At 30.2% G+C, this 26,606-nt stretch carries 26 protein-coding genes (1 of these 26 cut by a window edge); 5 read left to right on the top strand and 21 right to left on the bottom strand.

What is annotated here, in order from left to right:
* Nucleotides 1-35 precede the first annotated feature (35 nt).
* The 6 genes from JWYL7_RS01790 to JWYL7_RS01765 all read right to left on the bottom strand — a co-directional run bounded on the left by JWYL7_RS01790 (nucleotide 36) and on the right by JWYL7_RS01765 (nucleotide 5,474).
* A complete protein-coding gene (locus JWYL7_RS01790) occupies nucleotides 36-359 on the bottom strand; it encodes a hypothetical protein (protein ID WP_066068055.1) in 324 nt (107 codons plus the stop codon).
* A gap of 140 nt (nucleotides 360-499) precedes the next feature.
* Nucleotides 500-1,744, bottom strand: a complete 1,245-nt coding sequence (locus JWYL7_RS01785) for an MFS transporter (protein WP_066068051.1) — start codon at nucleotides 1,742-1,744, stop codon at nucleotides 500-502.
* A gap of 1 nt (nucleotide 1,745) precedes the next feature.
* A complete protein-coding gene (locus JWYL7_RS01780) occupies nucleotides 1,746-2,534 on the bottom strand; it encodes an ABC transporter ATP-binding protein (protein ID WP_066068048.1) in 789 nt (262 codons plus the stop codon).
* On the bottom strand, nucleotides 2,535-3,542 hold the full coding sequence (locus JWYL7_RS01775; RefSeq protein WP_066068045.1) for a FecCD family ABC transporter permease: 1,008 nt from the start codon (nucleotides 3,540-3,542) through the stop codon (nucleotides 2,535-2,537).
* 1 nt (nucleotide 3,543) lies between these two features.
* Nucleotides 3,544-4,530, bottom strand: coding sequence for a FecCD family ABC transporter permease (locus JWYL7_RS01770; protein ID WP_066068041.1), 987 nt, complete (start codon nucleotides 4,528-4,530; stop codon nucleotides 3,544-3,546).
* Nucleotides 4,530-5,474 carry an iron-hydroxamate ABC transporter substrate-binding protein gene (locus JWYL7_RS01765; RefSeq protein WP_066068039.1) on the bottom strand — a complete coding sequence of 315 codons (945 nt, stop codon included), beginning with the start codon at nucleotides 5,472-5,474 and terminating at the stop codon, nucleotides 4,530-4,532. Before JWYL7_RS01765 ends, JWYL7_RS01770 begins: the two co-directional genes overlap by 1 nt.
* Before the next feature lie 131 nt (nucleotides 5,475-5,605).
* Between JWYL7_RS01765 and JWYL7_RS01760 the strand changes: the two genes are divergently transcribed.
* The 3 genes from JWYL7_RS01760 (at nucleotide 5,606) to JWYL7_RS01750 (ending at nucleotide 8,336) form a co-directional block, all read left to right on the top strand.
* Nucleotides 5,606-6,667 carry a helix-turn-helix domain-containing protein gene (locus JWYL7_RS01760; protein ID WP_331722098.1) on the top strand — a complete coding sequence of 354 codons (1,062 nt, stop codon included), beginning with the start codon at nucleotides 5,606-5,608 and terminating at the stop codon, nucleotides 6,665-6,667.
* 241 nt (nucleotides 6,668-6,908) lie between these two features.
* A complete protein-coding gene (locus JWYL7_RS01755) occupies nucleotides 6,909-7,535 on the top strand; it encodes an ABC transporter ATP-binding protein (protein ID WP_066068034.1) in 627 nt (208 codons plus the stop codon).
* Nucleotides 7,536-7,550: 15 nt separating this feature from the next.
* Complete coding sequence (locus tag JWYL7_RS01750; protein ID WP_066068031.1) at nucleotides 7,551-8,336, top strand: ABC transporter permease; 786 nt, start codon at nucleotides 7,551-7,553, stop codon at nucleotides 8,334-8,336.
* Nucleotides 8,337-8,385: 49 nt separating this feature from the next.
* On the opposite strand, the gene JWYL7_RS01745 is transcribed toward JWYL7_RS01750, so the two are convergent.
* The 4 genes from JWYL7_RS01745 to JWYL7_RS01730 are packed head-to-tail and all read right to left on the bottom strand — an operon-like array spanning nucleotide 8,386 to nucleotide 13,029.
* Nucleotides 8,386-9,801: a glycosyltransferase family 2 protein gene (locus JWYL7_RS01745; RefSeq protein ID WP_066068028.1), complete on the bottom strand. Its 1,416-nt coding sequence runs from the start codon at nucleotides 9,799-9,801 to the stop codon at nucleotides 8,386-8,388.
* A gap of 36 nt (nucleotides 9,802-9,837) precedes the next feature.
* Nucleotides 9,838-10,908 (bottom strand): HEAT repeat domain-containing protein, encoded by a 1,071-nt coding sequence (locus JWYL7_RS01740; RefSeq protein WP_066068025.1) that lies wholly within the window; start codon nucleotides 10,906-10,908, stop codon nucleotides 9,838-9,840.
* 11 nt (nucleotides 10,909-10,919) lie between these two features.
* Nucleotides 10,920-12,419: a response regulator gene (locus JWYL7_RS01735; protein WP_066068023.1), complete on the bottom strand. Its 1,500-nt coding sequence runs from the start codon at nucleotides 12,417-12,419 to the stop codon at nucleotides 10,920-10,922.
* A 1-nt stretch (nucleotide 12,420) separates the two neighbouring features.
* Entirely contained in the window at nucleotides 12,421-13,029 is a 609-nt protein-coding gene (locus JWYL7_RS01730; protein ID WP_066068020.1) for a hypothetical protein, read from the bottom strand.
* 94 nt (nucleotides 13,030-13,123) lie between these two features.
* Here JWYL7_RS01730 and JWYL7_RS01725 point away from each other — a divergent pair, with 94 nt between their 5' ends.
* Entirely contained in the window at nucleotides 13,124-14,014 is an 891-nt protein-coding gene (locus JWYL7_RS01725; protein WP_066068017.1) for a GGDEF domain-containing protein, read from the top strand.
* A 148-nt stretch (nucleotides 14,015-14,162) separates the two neighbouring features.
* On the opposite strand, the gene JWYL7_RS01720 is transcribed toward JWYL7_RS01725, so the two are convergent.
* On the bottom strand, nucleotides 14,163-14,891 hold the full coding sequence (locus JWYL7_RS01720; protein WP_066068014.1) for a DUF421 domain-containing protein: 729 nt from the start codon (nucleotides 14,889-14,891) through the stop codon (nucleotides 14,163-14,165).
* 221 nt (nucleotides 14,892-15,112) lie between these two features.
* Entirely contained in the window at nucleotides 15,113-15,877 is a 765-nt protein-coding gene (locus JWYL7_RS01715) for a MerR family transcriptional regulator (RefSeq protein ID WP_066068011.1), read from the bottom strand.
* A gap of 276 nt (nucleotides 15,878-16,153) precedes the next feature.
* Here JWYL7_RS01715 and JWYL7_RS10370 point away from each other — a divergent pair, with 276 nt between their 5' ends.
* Nucleotides 16,154-16,339 (top strand): hypothetical protein, encoded by a 186-nt coding sequence (locus JWYL7_RS10370; protein WP_153011563.1) that lies wholly within the window; start codon nucleotides 16,154-16,156, stop codon nucleotides 16,337-16,339.
* A 60-nt stretch (nucleotides 16,340-16,399) separates the two neighbouring features.
* On the opposite strand, the gene JWYL7_RS01710 is transcribed toward JWYL7_RS10370, so the two are convergent.
* The 9 genes from JWYL7_RS01710 to JWYL7_RS01670 form a co-directional block, all read right to left on the bottom strand.
* Nucleotides 16,400-17,113 (bottom strand): NAD(P)H-binding protein, encoded by a 714-nt coding sequence (locus JWYL7_RS01710; protein ID WP_066068008.1) that lies wholly within the window; start codon nucleotides 17,111-17,113, stop codon nucleotides 16,400-16,402.
* Complete coding sequence (locus tag JWYL7_RS01705; protein ID WP_066068005.1) at nucleotides 17,113-17,538, bottom strand: MarR family winged helix-turn-helix transcriptional regulator; 426 nt, start codon at nucleotides 17,536-17,538, stop codon at nucleotides 17,113-17,115. The genes JWYL7_RS01710 and JWYL7_RS01705 overlap by 1 nt, the downstream gene beginning before the upstream one ends.
* 306 nt (nucleotides 17,539-17,844) lie before the next feature.
* Nucleotides 17,845-19,527 (bottom strand): methyl-accepting chemotaxis protein, encoded by a 1,683-nt coding sequence (locus JWYL7_RS01700; protein ID WP_066068001.1) that lies wholly within the window; start codon nucleotides 19,525-19,527, stop codon nucleotides 17,845-17,847.
* 531 nt (nucleotides 19,528-20,058) lie between these two features.
* Nucleotides 20,059-21,489: a 6-phospho-beta-glucosidase gene (locus tag JWYL7_RS01695; protein WP_066067998.1), complete on the bottom strand. Its 1,431-nt coding sequence runs from the start codon at nucleotides 21,487-21,489 to the stop codon at nucleotides 20,059-20,061.
* Between the two features lie 233 nt (nucleotides 21,490-21,722).
* Complete coding sequence (gene cobO / locus JWYL7_RS01690; RefSeq protein WP_066067995.1) at nucleotides 21,723-22,238, bottom strand: cob(I)yrinic acid a,c-diamide adenosyltransferase; 516 nt, start codon at nucleotides 22,236-22,238, stop codon at nucleotides 21,723-21,725.
* Nucleotides 22,239-23,078: 840 nt separating this feature from the next.
* Nucleotides 23,079-23,747, bottom strand: a complete 669-nt coding sequence (locus JWYL7_RS01685) for a P-II family nitrogen regulator (protein WP_066067992.1) — start codon at nucleotides 23,745-23,747, stop codon at nucleotides 23,079-23,081.
* Nucleotides 23,740-25,227: a DUF1538 domain-containing protein gene (locus JWYL7_RS01680; RefSeq protein ID WP_331721880.1), complete on the bottom strand. Its 1,488-nt coding sequence runs from the start codon at nucleotides 25,225-25,227 to the stop codon at nucleotides 23,740-23,742. Before JWYL7_RS01680 ends, JWYL7_RS01685 begins: the two co-directional genes overlap by 8 nt.
* Before the next feature lie 94 nt (nucleotides 25,228-25,321).
* Nucleotides 25,322-25,558 carry a single-stranded DNA-binding protein gene (locus JWYL7_RS01675; RefSeq protein WP_432264164.1) on the bottom strand — a complete coding sequence of 79 codons (237 nt, stop codon included), beginning with the start codon at nucleotides 25,556-25,558 and terminating at the stop codon, nucleotides 25,322-25,324.
* A 214-nt stretch (nucleotides 25,559-25,772) separates the two neighbouring features.
* Nucleotides 25,773-26,606, bottom strand: the 3' portion of a protein-coding gene (locus tag JWYL7_RS01670) for a recombinase family protein (RefSeq protein WP_066067987.1). Its footprint extends 729 nt past the window's final position; the window shows 834 of its 1,563 coding nt (coding positions 730-1,563); its start codon lies beyond the right edge, outside the window; it ends in the stop codon at nucleotides 25,773-25,775.

Here is a 26,606-nt window from a genome sequence, read left to right as displayed (position 1 = left end):
TTATTATCTCATAAATTTTATCTTGATATTAGCATCTATTTGACTTTATATTTTTTATAAATCACCTGATAAACTAGTATTAATACAATTAACCCAGGAAAACAAGCTAATCCAATAATAACTCCACTTACACTACTTTTTCCAAATAGAGCTATAACTCCAGCAACTACATAAACTAATCCATAACAAATCCACATAATCCCATTTGCTTTATTATATAATTTAACATCTGCAATTTCTTCTTTTTTTACTGTAGTTCCAGCCCAAAAATGCATTGGTGGTTTCCTTTTTATCGAATAAATCCCTATCATAATAAATATACTAGCACACAGCCATGAAGTTAATGCTAATATAATCATAATATCTCTCCTCTACAACTAATATAAATGTCTATGTATCAATATATTATACTAAGGAAAAAAGCTAACTGACTCTATATATGAAAAAAACTCATAGATAACTCTATGAGTAGTACATAACTTCCTATGCATTATAAACCTTAAGAAGTTTGATGTAAATCTATCTTAATTCTCATAATGTTCCATTTTATAAATCCAATCACTCCTAAACTAAAAATAAAAGTTAATATCATTATATTATGAAGACTTAAATTAGCTTCTATCAACTGACCGTATATCAACTGCCCAGGTACAACACTTACTGTAGCAACAGCAGTAGAAAAAGCACTTACTCTCCCTAACATATCTTCTTTAATCTCTTTTTGAATATATGTTAAAGAAACAACATTAGATAAAGCTAACGACAGCATTATTCCAAAACCACCTATTGAATATAATCCTAAGATAACAAATTTATTTTTAATCGTTAGGTAAGTTGCAATTCCCATAATTATAATAGATATTATCATGGGATACATAGTTTTGTGTACTTTTTTTATAGTGAACACTTTTGAATTAAATGTTACTAATATACCCCCTATAATCATCCCCAAAACAAATACCCCTTCAACAAAACCATATATAGATGAAGGCATATTCAATTTCACTTTGATAAAATAAGGAGATACAATACTTAGAATTGGCACCACAAATATATTTGTTAATCCGTAGGAAATTATAATTCCTAGCACAACTTTCTTTTTTTCCTTCAAATATATAAAACTTCTTTTCATTTGCTTGATAGAATCAAAGATTGAATTTTTAGATTTTTGTTTAAACTTTATATCTGGTATTTCTAAAAATATTTCTAATATAGCCGCTATCAAGAAACTAATAGCATTTAATATCACAATTGTTTTTATACCAACAAAGCTATACAGTATTCCAGCAAGAATAGGTCCAATTAAGTTAACGGTAGCACCAACTTGCTGAATTACTCCATTAGCTGGAGTTAATTTTTCCTTATCAACAATCTGTGGTATACAAGCTGTAACAGAAGGAGTATACAAAGTATAAATAGTAGATAGTATAAACATGACACTGCCTAATATGATAATATTATCTCTTCCACTCATTATTACTATAGAATATATACCCATTAATATAGCACTGATAAAATCAAGGTAAAGCATTATTTTTTTTCTATTTATTGTATCTGCTAGTAATCCTGCAATAGGTGCAAATATTATATACGGTATAGTTGAAATAGCTAGTACGCTTGAAAAAACAGCAGCACTTCCTGTTAAATCTAAAATATATAATGACATACAAAACCTTTGAATTGCATTCCCAAGTAGTGATATTATTTGACCTATAACTACTATAATAAAGTTTTTGTTTTTCATTTTACTCCCTTATAAGCTCATAATCTACGCAAATTGGGTAGTTTTTGTTATCACTTAATTGTAATCTAGCATCAATGCCATATATTTTTCTTAGATTTTCTTTAGTTATAACTTCTTTGGGAACGCCACTGCAGATAATTTTACCTTTTCTAAGTCCAATAATATTACTAGCAAATCTACAAGCATTATTTAGTTCATGTAACACCATAACAACTGTAATATTTTTTTCTTTATTTAATTTTTCTAGTACTTGTAATACTTCTAGTTGGTATGATATGTCTAGGTAAGTTGTTGGCTCATCTAACATAATAATGTCTGTATCTTGTGCCAAAGTCATAGCAATCCATGCCCTTTGCCTTTGTCCTCCTGATAGATTTTCTATCTGCCTATCTGCAAATTCCTTAAGCCCTGTCTCCTCAATTGCCCAGTTAATAATTTCTTTGTCATGTGCTTTCAATCCTCCTATCATCTTCTGATAGGGAAACCTTCCATATGCAACCAACTCCCTTACAGTCATTCCACTTGGACATACGGGACTTTGAGGTAAAAATGCGATTTGAGTTGCTATCTGTCTTTCTTTTTGTTTCTTTATATTCTGTCCATTAATAAAAATTTCTCCACTTCTTGGCTTTATGACCCTTGCAATACTTTTAAGTAAAGTTGATTTTCCACATCCATTTGATCCTATGATTATACTAATTTCTCCCTTTGGAATGGAAAGTTCCATTTTATCTATAATTAGATTGTCCTCATATCCTACTGATAAATTACTTACTCTTATTGCTTCCATCTAATTCTCCTCCATCATTAGATAAATAAAATAAGGAACTCCAAATATCGAGACGGCTATTCCTACAGGTATTTCAATTGGAGAAAATAAATTTCTCGAAACAGCATCTGCAAATAAAATAATTACTACACTTATCATTGCAGAAGCTATTAAAAATTTCTTATGGTAAGACCCAACTATCCTTTTGGCTATATTAGGACATATTAATCCAATAAATCCTATATTGCCTGCAAATGCAGTTGCAACTCCAGACAACATAACTGCATATCCCAAAAACTTTTTCCTTTCTTTATTTAAATCTAACCCAAGAGAAATTACATGTTCATCAGACAAATTCATAACATCTAACTTCTTATAATTAAGTATCACTAGGATAAACAGTATGCTAACAAACGGAATAATGATTTTAGCATAACTCCATCCTGCTCCCCAAAGGCTCCCAGATGTCCAAATTAATACTCTGTTATAATCACCTACTCCTCCTCTGAAAGTAAAAAATGTAATAAAGGCATTTAATCCTGCATTTATTCCAAGTCCAATCAATAGTAGTCTCTTCGGTTTTATTCCTTTACTGCTCGATAAAAAATATATTATGAAAGCCGAAATACTAGCTCCTAAGATAGCCATAAATGGCAATACATAAACTGATAACGATCCCAATGCGCTATAGTAATTTGTAGTTTTTAGTGAAATAAATATAACTGCTGCTACTGCTGCACCTGCATTAATTCCAATGATACCTGGATCTGCTAATTCATTTTTTGTTATTGTCTGTAGTAGTGCTCCTGCTGTAGATAAAGCTACTCCAACACAAATACCAACTAGCATTCTAGGTAGTCTAATATGAAGTATTGCTGCATTTTCTAATTTTGTTCCTTTACCTAATAAAGTTCTAATAATAGCTGCTGGTGCTATTTCATAATTTCCCCAGCCTAAATACATAAGGATAGAGACAACTAGCAAAATTGCCAACACTAATACTGTAATTTTAAATCTTCTTTTCTTCACACTAACCCCTCTCCTTTCTTGCCACAGCTATAAAGAAAGGAACGCCTATTAATGATGTAAATATTCCAATTGGTGTTTCATAAGGACTATATACTAATCTTGCAGCTATATCTGAATACACTAAAAGTATTGAGCCTAATAAAAAAGAAAAAGGTATATTTTTTGTGTAATCTCCACCGAACATTTTTCTCCCTATATGTGGTGTTATTAGACCTACAAATCCTATATTTTTACCAACGGCTACTGCTGCTGCGCACATAGGTATCATAACTAGAAATGTTAATAATCTTATTTTTTCCGGATTTTCTCCTAAACTAGTTGCTATATCATCCCCAAGACTTAATATATTTATTTTTTTTGATAATAACATAGCTAAAATCAGACCAACTACTGCTGCTATTGCAACCAACCTAAAATCTGACCAAGTCGTGTTTCTAAAACCCCCTGAAACCCAAAACGCGATAAATTGAGATTGATTTGATAAAAGTCCTATTATAGTAGTCAGAGAAATAAAGAATATACTCATAGCAGTACCTGCCAAGAGTATTTTTGTCACAGAGTCGCTTTTGGTTTTTTTAAATAAAAATCCTACAACTATCACGCTACTAAATATAGCTCCAATCAATGAAGCTATCATCACATTAGTTGTATTAATACTAATACCCACTGCATAAAAAATTGCTATCATCAAAGTCGCTCCTTGACTTACACCAAGAAGTGAAGGTTCTGCTATTGGATTTCTTGTAATACCTTGAATCATTGCTCCTGCTACACCTAAAATTCCACCTGTAAACATAACACTTAAAACTCTTGGAATACGTACATCTCTAATTAACATAAATTCAAGGGTTTGACTATAATTAAAAATACTATTCCATATATCTAAAACTCCAATATGGGTTACTCCTAGACTAATGGCTAGGAATAATCCAATTACTAAAATTCCAATACTTAAACCCATGAAAGTTATTGTATTAACTCTTTTCATTAATTCAACATCTCCAAAATTTCATCTAAAAGTAGTTCTCTTCCAATAGAACTGTACCCTTGAATAAAGTAAGGTGAAGCACTTAACTTAACTACTCTACCTTCCTTTACTGCAGTTAAATTATTCCAAATAGGATTTTCTTCCAGCATCTTTAAATCTTCATTCGTTCCAAGAACAAATATATAATCAGCTTTTATTGAAGCTAATCCTTCATAAGTAACAACAGGTAAGCTAATATCACTTTGTTTAGGCATTCCCTGCGGCCTACTTAGCCCCATATCTTGATATAAAACACTTCCAAACCCAGCCTTATCAAATACATAGAATTGGCCTCCACTAGCTAGGAAAGATAGGTAACTTGTATTTTCACCATGCTTATCTTTAATCTTTCTTCCAACTTCATTTGCCTTTGCATTATAATTTTCCAGCCATTTTTCTGCTACTTCCTCTTTATTAAATAGTTTTCCTAATGCCTTAACATCTTCTTTCCAATCTAGAGCTTCTAATTGAATCATTACTGTTGGAGCAATGTTGCTTAATTGATCATACATTTTTTCTTGAACTGTAGATATAATAATTAAATCTGGATTTAAATTCATTATTCCTTCAACATCCATAGTATCTTGCATGCTATATCCTAATATAGTAGCTCCTTGCAATGTATCTTCTAAATATGAAGGGAACTTTGTATAATCATAAGCATCACTATTAGCAGTTCCTATTACCTTGTATCCTAGGATAGATAAAATATCACTATTCCCACTTAAATCAACTATTCTTTGTGGATTTTCTGGAATTTCAACTTCTCCTCTAACATCATTTACTATAATAGTTTTATTTTCTTTTTTTTCATCCATTACATTTGAAGGTTGTGAACAACCAACAAAAACAAGCATCGCTATAAAAGCGAATACAACTGTTTTAAGCATTGAATTTCTTCTCATCTGACATCTTCCTTTCAAATTTTATATTTTTTATTTTCGACAAAAATCATTGTATATGATAATCATTATCATATCAATATGCTCACCTAATTTAATTATTTTTGCATCCGTTCAGATTATTTTGTTGAACAATGAAAAATAATTTAATATACTATTTAATAAACATAAAAATATTTCAAGTAACTGGAGGATATATGATTGTAAAATCTCATGAAGAGTTTAAAAAAATGCTTTTAAAGATGTTATCATTTAGTAAAACTGAAAGTGACAACTACACTTTATATACAAACAAAGCAAAACCCGAACTTGGCTATTTAATAAATTATTCAAGAAAAGGATACTATCACTTAGACATTGCAGACTATACTATACCTACAGATTTTTCTATATCCTTTAATAATCCTGAACTGTTAGTTCGATTTGGTGTCGTTTATGAAGGAGTTACAGAATTTAAGATTGAAAATAATCCTGTATCATCATTTACACCCTCATCATTTTTTGTAATTGAAAAGAATATAAAAGGTCGTCAAAGGTGGAAAAAAGGTCAACACTTTCATGGAACTGAAATAACGATATATGAAAGTTATTTTAATGAAGTAATAAAGCCAAATTTTCCAAATACAATGGATCTTGATGCTTTCATTAAAAATTACACATACACTTATCTCCCTTTAGAAATTGTTGAAATTATTCGTCAGCTTCAGAGTCTAAGTTACCAGAATGCCTTAACAAGTATTTATCTTGAGAGTAAAGTTTTAGAATGTATAGCAATTCTTATTAATGAAGTTACTAATTCTTCTGAAAATGCCTTTACCAATCAAATTAATTATGGAAATATTAATATTGGAAATAGAGTTCTAAAGTTGACTGCTTCTGATATACAGGCTATTCAGAAAGCCCATGAAATTTTAGTGAAAAATTACAATAACCCTCCAACTATTAAGGCTTTAAGTAAAATGGTATTTTTAAATGAACAAAAATTAAAGGCGGGATTTGCAAGACATTATCATATGTCTATTGGAGAATATATTAATCATCTTAGAATGACTATTGCTGCAAATCTTCTTTGCACTACTGATATGAGTATAGATGATATAGCCCACGAAGTTGGGTATAATTACTCTGCGAATTTTTCTAAAATGTTCAAAAAAATCTACGGGCAAACCCCTCTAAAGTTTAGAAAAACAAAATAAAAATATTATCTGTCAAAACTACATCATCTACAATAATCAAGGTATCTTGTTGTGAACTAAATTTTACGATATCATATTATCACGTTTTGATATCGTATATTGATATCGTAAATTGTTGATGGTAAGGTTAGAAAGTACTATAAAATAACTACATTGGGAAACGAAGTTTTAGAACAAGCAAAAAGAAAAGCTTACGAATTATTCAAAGAAATTAAAGATTAACGAAATGGAGATGATTCCAATGTTTTTACTTAAAGAAGTTAAATATAAAAATATTCTTAACATTAAAAGTCTTAATATTAAACAGTATAAAGTAACCTGTATTGTAGGAGAAAGTGGTAGTGGAAAAACTACATTATTACGCCTTTTAAATAAATTAATCAGCTGTGATAGTGGTGAAATTTTTTATAATAACCAACCTTTAACTGACATAAATCCTATAGAATTAAGAAGAAATGTAGTTATGCTTCCACAAGTACCTCCTATATTTAAAGGGAGCATAAAGGATAATCTCCTCATAGGCCTGAAGTTTTCTAAAAAACCACTTGCATCCGATAATCAGCTATATGACGTATTGAAATTAGTTAAGTTGAATAAGAAACTAAATCAAGATGCTGAAAAGTTATCTGGTGGAGAAAAGCAAAGAGTAGCCTTAGCAAGAGTACTCCTTATGAAACCAGAAGTACTACTACTTGACGAACCTTCTTCTGCTCTTGATGAAGATACTGAACATATGCTTATTGATGCATTGGTAAATTATACGAAAGAAAATGGTAAAACTCTGATTATGGTCACTCATTCTAAAAAGGTAGCAAACGAATTTTCAGATGAAATTATTGAAATAAAAGAAGGTATGGTAATCAATTAGGAGGGCGTATGAATTATGGACGGAGTTATAGATCTTCAATTTTGGCAAATGGCAGCTGCTTATATTTTTATTGTTATTCTGTTAATTATTGTAAAAGTAAAAGGAATCTCTAGAGAAAAGGAGATACTTGTTTCTTCTGTAAGAATGACAGTTCAACTTATACTAGTAGGTTATATCCTTGTTTATTTATTTAATAATATTAATCCTTTAAATACAATTATAGTAATAACTGTTATGGAGGTATTTGCTATTCATAATATTATTACAAAAACAAAGTCAAATCTTTCTAAACCCTTAAAAAATATTATTACTTTATCCATGTTATTTGGAACTTTATCAAGTCTTATTTATTTCTTACTTGTAGTAATTAATATATCTCCTTGGTATGATCCTAGATACTTTATTCCTATCGCTGGAATGCTCATTGGCAATTCCATGACAGGTATTTCTCTTGGAGTAACAAGGCTTGTAGATGGGATGTATTCCCAAAGGCACCTTATCGAATCAGCATTAATGCTTGGTGCAACCCCTAAAATTGCTGCAAAAGAAATAGTTGATAATGCTTTTGATTGTGCAATTCTTCCTACAATTAACTCTATGTTAGGAATGGGTATAGTATTTTTACCAGGAATGATGACTGGTCAAATTTTATCTGGAATATCTCCTGTTACAGCAATTAAATACCAAATAGCTATCATGCTCGGAATTGTTGGAAGTGTGGCTTTGACTGTTATTTTATTTGTCCAATTTGGATATAAAACTTTCTTTAATGAAGAGAGTCAATTGATTATTAATGACTAGGCTATTATGTGTTATAAATAAACGCTAAAATCGTTTAAGATTTTAGCGTTTATTTTTGATTCTGAAAACTTACCCTTTTTATTTTACCCCAACTGTGCTTCATTTTTCTAAACTTTATTATACCTTCAATCCTATAAAGAGTTGTGAGCTGCCTGTAACCAAAGTTTTCAACTATTCCATAGAAACTTAGTTTGATTAGCTGTTTTAAAGTTGGATATTTATTAAAAGTGTATTCTTCAAGAAGTATCGCTCCTAGCGAAAGGATAATCCCGTAAAGAATTGATGCTGCAAAGAAAAGGAGAAAATATTTCAAGTTTAAAAGCCCAAATATATATGCAGCAGGTATAGTAACATAACCTAATATCTCAATTACTGGCCCTACCATTTCGAAAATCCAAAAATAAGGAACTGCTATAAGTCCAATCTGTTTATATCTTGGATTAAGAAACATCTTTTTATGCTTAAAAAGGCTATCCATAAGTCCTATTTGCCATCTTCTTCTTTGTGATCTTAAATCGTTAAGCTTTTCTGGTGCTTGAGTCCAACATACAGGATCTGGTACAAACTTTACTTTGTATTCTATTTTGTTTTCTAAAAAATATTCGTGCATCTTAACTATAAGCTCCATATCCTCTCCAATTGTATTTTGATCATATCCCCCAACCTTTATTACATCTTCCTTTTTAAAAGCCCCAAAAGCTCCAGATACTATAAGAAGAGAATTTAAAGCATCCCATCCTACTCTTCCTGTTAGAAAAGCTCTTAAATACTCTACAATCTGAAACATAGCTATTCTGTTTTTAGGAAGATTTATATCTACTACTCTTCCTCTTTTAATAACTGAACCATTTGCTATTCTAACTATTCCCCCTACTGCAATTGTTTTTTTATCTTCTATAAATGGCATAACTACTCTAACTAAAGAGTCACTTTCAAGTATTGAATCTGCATCTATAGATGTTACTATAGGATAGTTAGAAACATTTATTCCGGCATTTAAAGCATCAGCTTTTCCTCCATTTTCTTTATCTACTACAATAAGATTTGGTATATCTAAATTTTTATAAATACCCTTTACTTCATTTGTTTTAAGTCTATATCTTACAGGTTGATTTATTTGTTTTAAATCAAACTCTTGTATTACCTTATTTAGAGTTTCATCATTTGAACCATCGTTTATAACTATTACCTCAAACTTCGGATAGTTAAGGGCAATAAGCGATTTTATATTTTCAACTATAGTTTCTTCTTCATTGTAAGCAGGAACTAAAATTGAAATTGGAATCATATTATCTGACGTTATATACTTTTTATAGTCTGAATATCTCACCTTTCTTACATAATCACTTAAGTTAAAGGCTGCAAGTATAAGCTGTATAAAATATATGAAATTGATCAATAATACATAGTAGATGATGAAATAGTTAAAATTTATTATTATTGACTTTAATATGGATATATCCATAATAATCACCTATTCTTTCAGGATATCCTTTTATATTTAAAACGCTTTATTATAGCCATATTTATTCTCTAAAGCAGCAATGACTATATCCTTAGCAAACTTATCTTCACCTTCTAAAACATCATAAACAAGGTCGATTCCACCCTCTATTGAAATAAGAGAATTTGCTGCATTATATCTTACATACCATTGTTTATCAGATAATGCCTCAACAAGAGGTATAAGTGCTTTACTATCTTGCAGCTGTCCTAAAACCTTCGCTGCAATTGCTCTAACCTCCCAAGATTCATCTTTTAAAAATTCTATTATCTGAATTACATATCTATTATCTCCCATATTACCTAATGCCTTTAGAGCAGCTATCTTTTTTTCCTTATTTTCATCACACAAAAATATTGCTATTTCATCGGATAATTCTGTATTTTTATAGTTTCCTGCTGATTTTATAAATATTGACGATATAAACTCATCTTCTAAATACATTAGATTTCTATATACATATATTTTATCTCCTTCAAAGCTATCTGCTATTTCTATCAAACTTCTTTCACTAAGAGGAATAGTTTTTGATAGTTTTTTAAAAGCCTTTATAAATGTCTCTTCATCTCCTATCTTAGCAAGAGCCATTAAAGCATTATATTTAACCTCTACAACTTTAATGTCTACAAGCTCTAGTAAGCTATTTAATGCTCTTTTGCTTCTTATTTCTCCTAAATTCTTACACGCAAAAGCAACCTTATGCATATCTTTACTTCTTAATTTTTGCAACTCGTATTCAACAAGTCCTATGTCCTGTGCAAGTTTTGTTAATTTGTAAGAAATATTTCCTTTTAAATTTTCCAAATAATACAAAAATCTTTCTTCAACTATTTCCCTATTTATTCTATCATTTACAAAACCTTTCAAAGTAGTAAGCTGATCATCTGTAACTTCATACTCATCAAGTCTTGATGCTATATCATCTAGATAATCTGAAACTTCTTTATAAAACATTTGTTTTTTTCTATTTATATAGCTTTCGTGAAATTTTTCTACTACAAGATATGCATAAAGAAGAATTATAATAGTTGAAAAAATAATAATAGAGTATAAAACAATTAACTCCATATATATCACCACTAATCTAGTAACTTTTTAATTCTACTGTCAAGTTCTACAGGAGAGAATGGTTTAAGAATATAATCATCTGCACCTAATTCAAGTGTTCTTTTTATATAATCTTCATTTTTTTGAGAAGATAAAACTATTATTGGAGTTTCTTTATCTGTTTGTCTAATATTTTTTATTAACTCATCTCCGTTCATAAGCTTTAAATAATAATCAGTTACTACTAAGCCTATATCATAGTTTTTTAGTATTTCTAGCGCTTCAAGTCCATCTGATGCTGTAAATACATTATAGCCTTTGTTTTTATATCTTGATTTTAAAATAGATACAATTATCTTATCATCATCAACAAATAGAATATTTACTATTTTATTTTGTTTAACAAAGTCTATATCAATAACAATTCTTGATCTACCTTCCATTTTTGCAATAGAAAGTGCCTCTTTTGCTCTTAGCATCATATCCTTATAATCTGATTTATCCTTTAAACTAGAAGATATCCCCCCTGAAAAACTTATTTTTTTGCCCATTTCTTCACCATGATTTATGGCAAACCTTAATACCTTGTCTGCAATATTTTTTACCCATTTTACATCTTTATCATAAAATACAAAAGCGAACTTATCCCCTGACATTCTATAAACTATATCAACCTTTGTTGTGTATTTTTTAAATTCAGAAACAACTTTATTAATTATTTTATTACCAAAAGATACACCAAAATTTTTATTTATCTCTGACATATAATCAAAATCGATAACAAGTAATGTTGCTTGTTTTTTCTCATCTTTTGCCTTAACTAAGAGTGATTGAGCTAATAGTTCACCTTGTTTTCTTGTATACAGTCCAGTTGAAATATCATAAACAGTATTTTTTAGACATTTGCAACTCATATTAACTATATTTATAAGTTTTAGGTATACTTCTTCTACATCGAAATTATGCTCAATATAGTCTATAACCCCTAACTTTAAACATTCAATTTTATTATTATAGTCTGCATCTGATATAACAATAATAGGAAATTGATCTAATACTTTTTCTTCTCTTATACATTTTAGAATTGTTACTGCATTCATATCTTTGTTGTTTTGAATTACAACAGCATTTGGATTGTGTGAAAAAATAGAATCTACTGCATCACTTTTTAAAAGTACTACGTCAATATTGTTTTTATTTATTTTATTTATAAGTTCATCTAATAAATTATCGCTATCATGGAATATTAAAATTTTACTCCTTTGAGATATCTTATCTTCTAGTATCTTTTTTATATTTTCTAGTTTTTCAATATATTTTTGTCCTTGTTCCTTGTCATCTTCCTTTAATAATCTTTCGATTTCACTAAGCTCAAAAGCAATATCTTCAATTTTGTTCTCCACTGAAATATTGTATATTTTCTCTAATACTCTCTTGACTACATTTATATAAGATTGATCTTTGTTATCAATTTCAAGCAATTCATTTATTGTATCTAATATTTCTTGAACTGCCAAATCAATGTGCCCCACATTATTCACCTCCTATATTTTTGAAGGCTTCCTTTAATATAAAATATGATTTTTTTAGCCTTTCGTGATACTTTGGAAACTCCCACGGCTCCCAGGTGTATTTTCTCATTGAAGTATAAGTTATGTTATCTTCTCTTTTTAATATTATACCTAAATGAAATCCTTCTGTCTTTATAGCTTTTATTCCATTATTGACATACAAATCATCCATTATCATTTTTGTAGATGGATCCATAACATTAAGAAGCTGCCAAGGTATTCTTATCTCTATTATATCTTCCTTAACAAAAAAATCTGCCAATGAATTAAATTCTTCTTTATTTGGATTTGCAACTCCATACGTTAATTTCCCTGTTTCAAATTTTTGTATTGGAAGCCATATTTTATCCTCAGGAAGAAAAAGAGGTCTATTTAAACAAAGATAGATGTTGTTAAAAATTCCACTATCCTTAACTTCAAAATTAGGATTTTCATCTTCCATTTTAAGCTTTTTAGCATATTCATAGTAGTAATGATCATACTTGTAGGATAAATTAGTAGTAAAACCAAAATAATAAAGGCAAAATACTTTTTCAAATAGACCACTCCTTAATTTATGGCTTATATACATTTTACATTAGCTTGAATAAAACTTCTATCGAATTGTTTAAATATTCAATATTTTATTATATAATAGTTACAATTACAATTTGTGGAGGTAGTTAATGGAAAAAGTATTTAGTTTGGGTTCTCTAATTGAAAAAATAGATTTTCTAATTAATGTATATGATGCAATCAGAATTGTTAACCCTGTTAAGAAAAAAGTTTACTACTTTTTTTCTAAAAATGATGAATGTATCAAAGAAGAAAGTTTTTGCTACGAATTTTGGAATCAAAACAAAATGTGCTCAAATTGTATATCTATGAGAGCATATACTCAAGAAGAAACATTCGTAAAAATAGAGTATAACGGAGAAAAGATATACATAATAACTGCAACACCTGTTATTTCAGATAGCGAAAAGATAGTTGTTGAATTTTTGAAGGATGCAACAAATACAAGCATTATTGAGGATATGGATGGGTTAAGTAATGAAGAAATTTATTTGAAAATTAATAACCTAAATGAACTTCTTGTAAAAGATGCTTTAACTAATGTATTTAATAGAAGGTTTATAGAAGATAGGCTTCCTGTTGATATTTTAAAATCTAATTTTGAGCAGTATCCTCTTTCAATAATTATGTGCGACATCGACTTTTTTAAAAAAGTTAATGACACATATGGTCACATAGCTGGTGATGCAGTACTTAAACAATTTGCTTTTATCTTGCAGAAAAATATAAGAAAAAATGATTGGGTTGCACGATACGGTGGAGAAGAATTTTTAATTGTATTGAATGGCTTAAATAAAGAAAAAGCAATTGAAATTGCACAGAGAATACGAAAAAATGTAGAAAACGAAGTTATTAAATATAATGAATTTGAAATAAAAATAACATCAAGTTTTGGAGTGTATGAAATTTCAGGAGAAAAGAATTATTTAGATATAATTGAAAAAGCTGATAAAAATCTTTATAAGGCTAAAAATTTGGGAAGAAATAAGGTTGTGGGATAACACAACTTTTCTAATCTTTGAAGAAACTTTTAAAATTATATTAATAATAAATTTCTAATACTTCTATCCTATTATTCCATTAGATTTACCCTATCAATTTTAAAAAATATATCTATCCTAAACATTACATTAAATAAAACAGAAATATTTAGTGATATATAGGCAATAAATCTTCAACATTTTCTAAATCACTTTTTAAAGATACATGTAATTCCCTTTTATTATTCACTGATGCAAAGAATATCTTATCTACATGCCCAATATTCATAGCTGCTAGCTGCTCTTTAATCCAAGTTTCACTGATATTTAACTTTTGTAGTACATCAACATATATCTTACCATCTATAATAATTGGATATGATATAGCACAAGACTTCTTTGTTAAATTCATATCTTCTAACGTTACTGATGTCTTACTATCCTTCTTTAACACAGACATCCTGCCGTTTGCTTCGATGATTCCCAAATAAACATCATTTATATCAAAAATATCTTTTTCTCTTAGCATTTGTAACACATTATCTACAGAATACCTCAACTTTTTAAGATTTTTATATATTAGCTTTCCATCTTGAATAACTATAGTGGGTTCAAAAGTAATAATATGTCCTAACTTTCGATGCTTTATAACCATATTTGATACAATTCTTTGAAATAATCCTATTAATACTATTGCTACTGCTGTATGAATATGTGATATTTCTGGATCTGCAATATCTGCTCCTACTACCGCCCCTAGAGTTATTATAACTAGAAAGTCAAAGACTGGAAGCTCACCAATAGAACGCTTACCCATATATATTGTTGTCAATAGCATCAATGGAATAATGGTCAAAATTCTTACAGTTAATATCAATAACTCTTTCAATAATTCCATATGAAATCTCCTCCAAAAAACTTATTCCTCATTTTAGTATCTCTCAACATGTCAAAAGTATTCTAAGCCTAAGCTAAAGCCTTTAGTAAGAACAATAATTTTCTGTTTTAATCTTAAACCCACCTAAACTTTTGATAAAAAACTAAAAATAAGGAGATAAGCCCTTATGAGCTTATCTCCTTGTCTTTTCATATATCTTTCATATTTAGGAATATAAACTATTATTTTTTCATCCCTGTATAAATTAGAATAGCATCCCTCAAAAATTCAGCTGTTCCCGGCTGTTCTTTATCATAGTAAGCCTTAAATCTTTCATCCTCTACATACATCTGTGCAATACCAGCATGGGCCTCCTTGCTGTAGTGATCCCAAAAATAAGTCAACCATTGCTTGTGTAAATCGGCTGCTTTTTGAGCCAAATTACTGGCAGGATCTCCATTTTCAAAAGCTTGAGATAAGACTTCTTTCGCTTGTTCCTCAAGTTTTTTCAACTCATCATAATTTTCTTTTGTCATTTTTCTTAGTTTTTCATTTGAGCTGTTGATTACATCCTCTCCATATTTTTTTCTAATTTCTTTTCCGTATTTTTTCTCATTATCCTCTATCATTTTTTTCTTAAATCCTTCAAATTTCTCTTTATCAGTCATTTGAATTCTCCCTTCTGCCGATGCTATAGTTTTCTCAACATTGGCTATCAATAAATCTATTTGCTTTCTTTTTTCAAGAAGTTTTCCATGATGTTCCCTAAGTGCATTGATTTCATCAAAGAAAGGATCAGTAACAATCTCCTTGATTAGATCTAAACTTACTCCTAACTCTCTATAAAATAATATTTGCTGTAGTCTGTCTACTTCCTTTTGACTATAGACCCGATACCCTGATGAATTGATTCTTGCCGGCTTAAGAATCCCTATCTCATCATAGTATCTCAATGTTCTTGTACTAATCCCTGCTAAATTGGCTAGTTTTTTTACTGTATATTCCATGGTATCACCCCTTGATAAAATAAATATACACGTTTACGTAACGTTAAAGTCAATAAGATTTTATAAAATTTTTGATGGATACAATCTCAATATATTCTATATATTTCATATATACTTCTTTTAGCTATATAATACTTTTTATGTACAACCTTTGTAACTTATTGATTAAATACTAAAAGATAATATACACAGGAAATTTCAATGAATTCCAAGAGAAATTAGCCTCTACAGGAGTAAAAGTTTTAAGAAATGACGTAGAAGAAATTAAAATTTGGAATGAAAAAATATATATTAATAGGATTAGATTACCCTCGTAAAGGATTTTACACAAAATATACATCAGATCTTTACAAAAAACATAATACACAAATGGTTGTAAGTAGGGGGTTAGGAAACAGTCTATTTCCTTTTAGAGTGTTTAATTTTCCAAAAATAATTACTGTAACACTTTATGCACAATAACTCCTAATCTTATAAATTTCTTATTCATAACACCACCTAACGCCCCTTGAACATTATATTTTAAATAAAACAATTAATATTGTCACTTGCAAACTCACGAAACGTTTTTGGTTTTTTCCCTGTAAGCTTATAAAATTCATCAGTTACTTTTTCTGCAGTGCCTAATCTAGTCATAAAATATAGAGCTACCGTTACATTTACATACTCTTTATCTAATCCCCTTTTTTTAATGTAGTAATTTCTATATTTTAAGAAACTAGGGTTTTTATATGTTATTTTCTTTCCAATAACTTCACTTAAAATTTCTGCTATTTGATAATAATCTAAAGCTTCTGGTCCAGTGATGGTGTGTGCTGTATTTTTATATTTTTCTGGTTCATGTAACAATGTTGCTATGGCAAGTCCTACTTTTTCAATATACTTCTCAATCTTATAATGAGGAGGTATTAGATTTTTCTCAACACCCATTAAAGATAAAAATGAGACTAGTTTTATATTATTAAATTTCATAGCATCAATAAAAGGGTATAGATCTTCAGGTTTTCCTAGATGTGGTGGCCTCATCAAAAACACTCTATCTAATCCTTCTAATGCTTTATCAAATGTTTTTTTATCTGTAAAATCAAGTTTAATTGCATCAACTTTATCACCAAATAAATTCTTTATTTTATCTATATCAATATCTCCAGCTACAATTTTCTCTCCTTTGTTTATTAATTCATTTACTACATGCTTACCTACATTACCCAATACCCCTGTTATTAATACCTTCATTATTTTGTCACCTCATTTAGAATTGTATTTGCTCTTTCCATAAGATTGATAAATGTTTTAAAATCTTTCTCTCCCATTCTATCTTCTAGTATTAATATAAATTTAAAGTATTCCTGGTAAGCTGACATAACTAATTCTTTTCCTTTATCAGTTATAGATACTATATAGCTTCTTTTGTCACTGTTAGAAACATACTTAACTAAATATTCATTCTTTACTAGCTCATTAATCATAGCTGTAACTGTAGGCTTTGCAATTTGAAAATAATTACTAATCATTAATGGAGTAACATTTTCACTTTGTTTATAAACATAAATTAACACTCCCATCTCACTAGATCTAATAGGTAGATCTTTTTTTGAAAACATTTGCAATCTACAAAACATAGCTATTATATCTGCTGAAGTGATGATATTTTGATCCATCATATCTCTCCTTTGGTTAGTTAGTTTTACTAACTATATGTTATTCTTTTTAGTTCAGTTTGTCAACTTTTTTAATATATAAGTTTTGGATATATATACCTATTATTTTCAATAAAAGCTTCGACTCTCCAATGATTAGATTCTACGAATTTTGTTATAGTTTCTAAAATTATTATAGTTTTTTATACAAAATAGGGTTTCTTTTATTAGATATGCCTACAATCAAGAAACCCTTATTTCTTTAACTCTTTATCATAATAAATAATTGAAATTTAACCTACTTTATTAATAACTTTCTTCTTAACCCTATACTTTAAATCGATTTACAGTTTCCATTAAATCTGTAGAAATTTGGCTTAAATTTTGAGCTGTTGATGCTACTTCTTCACTAGAAGCTGTAAGTTCTTGAGATGATGCTGCTATTTGTTCTGTTGCTGCAGAATTTTCCTGTGCTACTGAACTAGTATTTTCTACTCTTTGAATAACAACATCCTTTTTCTCTACAACTTCTTCCATAATCTTATAAGTTTCTTCCATATAAGGAGCTATTTTTTCTATGGAGCCTAATATTTCTTCAAAGGATTTTAATGTATTCCCTAAAATATCTACTTGTTCAGTTACAAAACCTTTTACTTTAGAAGAAGTACTAATTACTTCATCAGTATCTTGAGTAGTAGATAAAACTAAATTAGTGATTTTTTCTGCTGATTTTTTAGATTCTTCTGCTAATTTCCTGATTTCATCTGCTACAACAGCAAAACCTCTACCTGCCTCTCCAGCTCTTGCTGCTTCAATCGCTGCATTAAGTGCTAAAAGATTTGTTTGTTCAGATATAGAAGAAATCATTCCTGTTATTCCACCGATTTGTTTTACAGAATTAGCTAATGTTTCTATTTTTTCAGCGACAATATTAAAGGCTTTCTCAACATCATGTATAGATGTTTCTAAATTATTAATCTCTGCTTTTCCAATATCAGCTTTATGTGCAGTTTCTTTTGTTTCATATGATACTTGTTCTAGTTTTTTGTAAGAAAATTCAATACTACTAGTAATATCATTCATTGCTTGAACAATATCAGTTAAATCTTGAGCTTGATTTGTAGCACCTTGGGCTATCTGTTGTATAGTTGATGATAATTCCTGAGATGATGCTGACATTTCTTCTGATGTTGCAGCTAAAGATTCTGAGTTTATATTTACTGATTTAACTGCATCTGTAGTCTTAGATATAAAATCTACTACATTATCCTTCATTTCTTTAACCGAATTAACCATTAAACCCACTTCGTCTTTTCTACTTAGGTATTTTACTGCTGGATCATTTCTATCAAAAGAAAAATCAAGATTTCCTAATTTTTTTAAAACATTAGTAATCGCAACAATTGGTGTTACAATTTGTCTGTTTAGTATTAGTGCAATACCTAATGCTCCTAGCACTGCTATAATTATTAATACAATAGTAATAATGATTCGTCTTGCCTGTAAAATCTCAATTTCTTCTATAAGTAAGTTTGCATCTTGTATCTGTACTTCCTGCAATTTACTCAGATAATTTTGTACTTCTAATATTGCTGGCTTAGTTTCATTTTGAAACACTCGTATAGATTCTTGTATATCTCCACTTTCAAAAAGTTCTACTACCCTATATCCACTGCTATGCACCTGGATATGAGCTTTTTCTAAAGCAACGAAAATATCTTTATAATGTTCTTTTGGCTTATGATCGTAGTACCATTTGCCTAAATCACACTGCATATGATCATCTAAATTAGGGATTTGCCCATAAATAAACATATTTGATAAGTTATTTAACCACCTCAAATGATCTACTTCCCTTTCTATAAAAAAAGCTATATTGTCCTTACCTTCATAAATGTATCTATTTCTTTCTTCAATTTGTTTAAAATTTACTATAGTGCTAACACCCATTACAAGCATTAAAACAATTATCATAAAAAAAGCTATTAAATTCTTTTGAAATATTTTCATATATATTTTCACCCCTTTGATTTTTTAAAATCACAACCCTATTTAACTTCCTAATTTGAAAGTTATATATTGTATTCCTAAATGTATTTTATGAAATCACTCGTTTTTTGGTAACAAAAATAGCTTGGCTTTTGCCAAGCTATTCCCACACATATTGTATGATATAGAACAAGACTTAAGAGTACATAAAAATAGAGTAGCAACTTGGCTACTCTACATACTCTTTTAACTCCTCATTTATACGGTCGAGGTTTTATCGACTCTTTTATCCGACATTAGTATACACATTAAAATTAATATTAACAACAATTTCTTAGAATTTTTATATCATTATGAGGAAATCACAGGCTTTTCAGCAACAGCACTAAACCATGAACTAATAATTGATGCATCTACTTCTTCAACATCCTCATCACAAATAAATCTATAATTACCATCAAGTGCAGATAAAATTTCTTACTCTCCCTCTAATATAATTTGAATATGCTGTTTTTTCCAAAAACTTTGTTTACAGATAAGAAATAATGTAGTCTATAACTCTTCTCCATTAGTTGCAATAACATTTTTGTACCAATAGAAACTCTTCTTTTTATACCTTTTTAAAGTTCCATTACCCTCATTATCTTTATCAACATATATAAATCCATAACGTTTCTTCATTTCACCTGTACTTGCACTGATTAAGTCGATGCACCCCCAGGGTGTGTACCCAACAAGGTCTACCCCATCTATAGTGACTGCTTTCTTCATTTCTATAATATGTTTTCTTAAATAGTCAATTCTATAATCATCACAAATAGAACCATCTTCCTCAACTTTATCCACAGCACCTAAACCATTTTCCACAATAAATAACGGTACTTGATATCGATCATAAAGATTATTTAGAGAAATTCTAAGACCTTCTGGGTCGATTTGCCATCCCCAATCAGATGCTTTTAAGTAAGGATTTTCAACTCCACCTAGCATGTTTCCAGATGTAGTATTATCTCCTTTTATTGTCTTTGAAGTAGCTACCAATGACATATAATAACTGAATCCTATAAAATCTACCTTACCAGCTCTTAATATTTCTTCATCCCCTTCTTCCATGTGGATGTTTATGTTATTGATTTCAAAGTAACGTTTCATTTTACTCGGATAGTATCCTCTAACTTGTACATCAGAAAAAAAGTAATGCTTATCCATCATTTCATTTGCAGCTTGCACATCCTTTGGATTACATGTTTCTGGATAAACAAGTGGATAGAGTATCATGCATCCAATTTTGAAATCAGGATTTATTTCATGGCCTAACTTTACTGCTTTTGCACTTGCTAGAAATTGATGATGAGCTGCTTGATAACACACTTCCTCTCTTTTTTCACCATCTTTGATTTTGATTCCTGCTGAAATAAAGGGATGTAGAGAAACTACATTTATTTCATTGAAAGTCATCCAATACTTAACCTTATCTTTATATCGAGTGAATATTACTTTACAGTAGTTTACATAGAAATCTACTAATTTACGATTTCTCCAAGCGCCATATTTCTCAACTAATGCATAGGGCATTTCATAGTGAGAAATTGTAACCACTGGTTCAATCCCATATTTTAAGCATTCATCAAAGAGGTTATCATAAAATTTTAAGCCCTCTTCATTTGGTTCTATTTCGTCGCCATTTGGAAAAATTCTTGTCCAAGCGATTGAAGTTCTGAAACATTTAAACCCCATTTCAGCAAATAATGCAATATCTTCTTTATAGCGATGATAAAAGTCAATAGCTTCATGTGATGGATAGTATTTCCCTTCTATGACTCCATCAGTATATTCACGATGCTTATCTAAAGCACCTGCTGTAGCAACATCTGCTATACTAATACCTTTACCGCCTACATTCCATGCTCCTTCACATTGATTAGCTGCGACTGCTCCTCCCCACAAAAACCCTTTCGAAAATTGGTTAATATTGTTCCCCATAAAAATTCCTCCTCATAATTTATTTAATACTTTAATAATACCTATTCTCTTACAAAAAAGAGACAAGTGACAAAACTCTGGTAAAATATAATCGCCCAAAGAATATCCCTAGAGGTAATGTCAAATGTCTCTCAATAATTATATACTAAATAAGTTGCTTATTTTTCTCACCAACACTAGTTGTTAAATAACTTTTAATAAATAGCCCTTATTTTTAAATTATGATTACTTTATTAGTTTTCAATTCCTTCTCTAGCTATTACCCCTTTATTATAATAATGTTTTATTTCCTTCATCTCGGTTACTAAATCTGCTACATCTATTATTTCTTGTGGAGCATATCGTCCCGTGAGAATAACTTCAACATGTGGTGCCCTTTTTTCTAGCATATCTAAAACTTCTTTAACAGTAATTAGCTTAAAAAATAAAGCTATATTTATCTCATCAAGTATCACGATATCGTATTTTCCTTCAGTTAGTATTTTCCTGCACTTTTCAAGTCCACTCTTAGCAGCATCGATATCTTCCTTTTCAGGCTCCCTTTCTATAAAGCAGCTTCTTCCGAGTTGTTCTATCTTTAATCCAGTCAAATATTTCTCTGCCTTTGTTTCACTATATTTCATACCCTTTACAAACTGTCCTATATAAACCTTTTTTCCTGCACATACAGCTCTCAATGCCAATCCAAATGCAGCAGTTGTTTTTCCTTTTCCATTTCCTGTATAAACATGAATATATCCCTTTTCCATAATTTCTCCTCCTGATATTTTTATTGTTTACTCTGTTTTGTAATATTATCATTCTATAGTCTATGAAAAAAACCTTTAGAAATTATCTCAATACTGAATTGTTGATACTGTTATGATGTTATTTACCTTTACTTTATCAATTTTAGAAATATATCTCCCACACATATTGTATGATATAGAACAAGACTTAAGAGTATATAAAAATAGAGTAGCAACTTGGCTACTCTAAACGCTCTTTTAACTCCTCATTTATACGGTCGAGGTTTTACCAACTCTTTTATCTAATAAAATTATACACATTAAAATTAATATTAACAGCAATTTTTAAATTTTTATATCATATAGAAAGGAGATTTATTTACAAGTGCACTTTAATTCTATCGATAAATTACTAATTAGTTAGGTTTATTTAGTGTACCCAAAAACATGCAAAACTCTATAGCTATATTAAAATAGGTTCAAATATAGCAATGGAGCAGGATTGATGTCAATCCTACCCCAACTATTGACAAAGAGCCTTTATTTCAAGCCTTTTAAACTTTCTATTTCTCAACCCTTGACATCAATACCACACACTCAACGTGTTTTGAGATGATTTTATAGCTGTCAAATTCATTGTTTCAAACCCCATTTTTATTAAGTCTCGTTCTTGGAAACATATCTAATATTGACTGTCGTTTGTGGGAACAAATCAACCGCTAATAAATACCGGAGTAAGATTCTAATTCACTATCCAATCTTTTAACTCTTTCTAAAAGCTAGATAATGCTCCTTTATCTAAGCATTCATATAAAGGAGCATATCAATTCGATTATCATCTCTGCACTTCTTAAACATCTATTACTCATAAATACCGTAAGCTTTGTTTATATTTTGAATAAAAATGATCCCATTACCTGGCTTATCAATTTCAAGTTTTTCTCGTATTGACGTTACAATAGCCTCAGTAATATCTTCTTTTGATAGGATAATAACTATTTCTTTTTCAGGTTCTATATCCATATTAAATAATTTACTCGTTTCATTTACCCCCGAGCCTCTTGCATTAATTATTGTGCCGCCCTTTGAGCCAGCAGCTTTTGCTGCTTCAATTACTTCCTCAGCTTTACCTCTATTAACAATTGTTATAATATTTTGATACATTAGCTTATTAACACCTCTTCCTTCTTCGTTTTCTTCAGATCTATAACACCTAGATCCTACAATTTCATAAACACTTGTGGTAAAGACAATACCATGATTTGGTTTTTCAAACTTGAATTCTTTGTTTAGTTCAACTAAAGCATGGTCTGCAGTATGGTTATCTGTTCCCAATAAGACTATTTCCTTTCTTTCATCGTATAAAGATAAGAAATTTAACAGGGAATTATTTATAGTTCCCTTTCCAAGGAAAATGGTCCCACCAGAAATACCATGTTCTTTTGCCTTCTGTAATATCCTGCTACCCATTCCATAGTTAACAACTACATATATTAATTCAAAAATCGGTATACTGTTATAATTAGTCATCCCTCTTTTCAACTCCTTTTGTTTTTGATTTTATAGCAAACACCAAGCCCAAAGCTTCTAAGGTGATAATTGGTGTCATGGCAACCATCGCAATCATTCCAAAGCCATCAACCATTAGATCCGCCCCCTCAAAAGCATGTGCTGCCCCTTGTATAAATGCCAAAATAAAAGTTGCAGTCATAGGACCAGTAGCCACCCCACCAGCATCAAATGCAATTCCTACAAAGAGCTTTGGTATAAAAAACATCATTGACAGACATATGATGTACCCTGGTAGCAAGTAATGCCATAACTGTATCGCAGGCACTAATACACGTATAACCGATAAAGCAACGGCAAAACCAACTCCAATTGCCAGCGAAATTAGAACTGCTTTTCTCTTTACGTAACCGCTTGTTACATCTTCAATCTGGTGAGTTAAAACATAAACAGCTGGTTCTGCTAAAATGGTTACAACTCCAAGAACAAATCCAATGATTATGATATAAGCTTTATTATCCAATAAAGCCAAATTATTACCAATGCTTGTTCCTACATCCATAAAACCTGCATTTACACCTATTAGGAATATAAGCAAACCTGTAAATGCAAATGCAAATCCCGTAAGTAGTTTTCGAAGTTCTTTTTTCTTTAGTTTAAAAGATATTTTCTGCAAAACTAATAATATTACTAATAATGGTAATATCGCCATAAAACTTTCCATTAAGTAATTAGGGATTATATCTATAAATGGTCTAATGATTGAATTTGAATCAGAAATTCCTGAATCAAGCCCCGCAGAGAATTCATTTGTTTTTGAAAATATGTCTAAGAGCAATACGGACATAATTGCACCAGTTGACGCGATGGCAACCAAACCAAAACTATCTTTTTCTGATGCCTTACTATCCTTTTTTAGCTTTGATATACCCACTGATAAGGATAAAATAAATGGTACTGCTAGTATTCCTGTTGTTGATCCGGATGCATCAAAAGATATCGCCAAGAATTCACGTGACGCAAAAATTGCTAATCCAAAAATGATTAAATATAAAGCAAAAAGCACTTTATATAAAGGGACATTGTATAAAACTCTTAAAAAACCCAGTGATAGCATTATTGCTAACCCTATTGACACAATAATAAGTATACTAATTCCGGATATTTGACCTGATGTCACTAGATTGACTTGATTCGCAAGAACCATTAAACCCGGCTCCGCTATTGATATAAAAAACCCAAGTATTAATCCTGCGATCAACACAATCCATAGCTTGTTTGATCTAGCAAGTGATGTTCCTGTTAACCCTCCAAGCGGAGTAATACCAATGTCTACTCCTATCAAAAAAATGGTCAGACCTAATACCACGAAAAAAGAACCAATAAGAAATCGAATAATTAATGTTGTGTCTATCGGAGAAACAGTAAAATTTAATACTAAAACCAATAATGTAATTGGAAGAACAGAAAAAAGCACTTCTTTAAATTTTGAAACAATCACATTCAATGTAGTCATCCTTTCTTTATGCTAATTATGCTTCTATGATTTAAGCATCGCCTCACTTATAAATTTCAATTGTATTTTTGTCTCATAATTATTTTATAATCTTTTTATACCTTTGCTGGTGAGATGAAGTTTTTTCAATTGCCATCAGATCAGATTCGTTTTTGTGAACATAGTTTAAAAATAGTGTTCCTAACAAAAGTCTATCTTTAACAACAATCCGATTCCATTCGTAACCTTTAAACAAATCTTTTACAAGAAACACCTCTCCAGCCAAAACATTATCTGTCTCCTTTATAGCAAGTTCCAGCAACTCATTTACATCCATAATAATCACCCTCTCATACAATGTTCATAACAACGTTGTATACCACATTTATATAAAAATCAATCTATAACTGAATTAATACTGCCAATTAATGAACCTTACTCGACGGTAGTGTTCCATAAAAACTTCTTATACTAATTTGTATTAACTAATTAGACTACAAAAGAAAACCCACAACTCTACTCTAGAGTCATGGGCTATTGGGGTCCGTTTTTCATACTTTAATTTCAATGCCTGATTTAAAGCATATTACAAAGTGGTCATCATACACCGTAACATTTTGGATGATCTTCCTTACAAGCGTATCATCATATAGTAAAGTCCGATATTTGTTGGTGCGTATAAATTCTATCAGTTCGTTGATCCGCTCATTCTCACCACTTAAGGATGCATCTTCCACAAGAAGGGTCTGACGCTTTTCACGCAACTCTTCAATCTCATCTGCAAGGGATTCAAAATCTTTTCCTTTATTAGCAAGGCTGATTAGTTCCTTCTGCTTTTCTTCAAGCAAGGTGTTAATCTCTGAAATCTTATATTCCGTGGTATCACCGATTATCGCATGTATATTCTCTTCCAGTATTCTTATCATGTTGTCCCCACCGGCAAGCAATCTGTTAATGGCAGTCATTACTGCATCATATAATTCAGCTTCTTTTACCGTTCGGTTCTTACACACCTCAGGGCCTTGCTCAATTCTTGTAACGCATCGCCAAACAAATTCTTTTCTACCGTGAATATTCCAATAGACCCGTCTGTATATGTCACCACAATCTCCACAGAAGGTTATGGTACTCAAAGCGTATTTACTACTATAAATTCTTTTATTCTTGTCTGCACCTGTGTAAATATTACTTCTGCGATGAAGCTCTTCCTGAGCCTGTAAAAAAAGTTCCTTTGGTATGATCGCCTCATGGCTATTTTCAACATAATACTGCGGGACATGACCTTCATTCTTGACTCGTTTCTTTGTAAGAAAATCCACTGTGAAAGTCTTCTGCAACAGGGCATCGCCGATGTATTTCTCGTTTAGAAGAATCTTCTTTATGGT

Source organism: Alkalithermobacter thermoalcaliphilus JW-YL-7 = DSM 7308 (assembly GCA_001584565.1).
Classification (GTDB): domain Bacteria; phylum Bacillota; class Clostridia; order Peptostreptococcales; family Peptostreptococcaceae; genus Alkalithermobacter; species Alkalithermobacter thermoalcaliphilus.
Note: the sequence above shows the minus strand (reverse complement) of the source record. Positions and strands in the feature narration are given on the sequence as shown.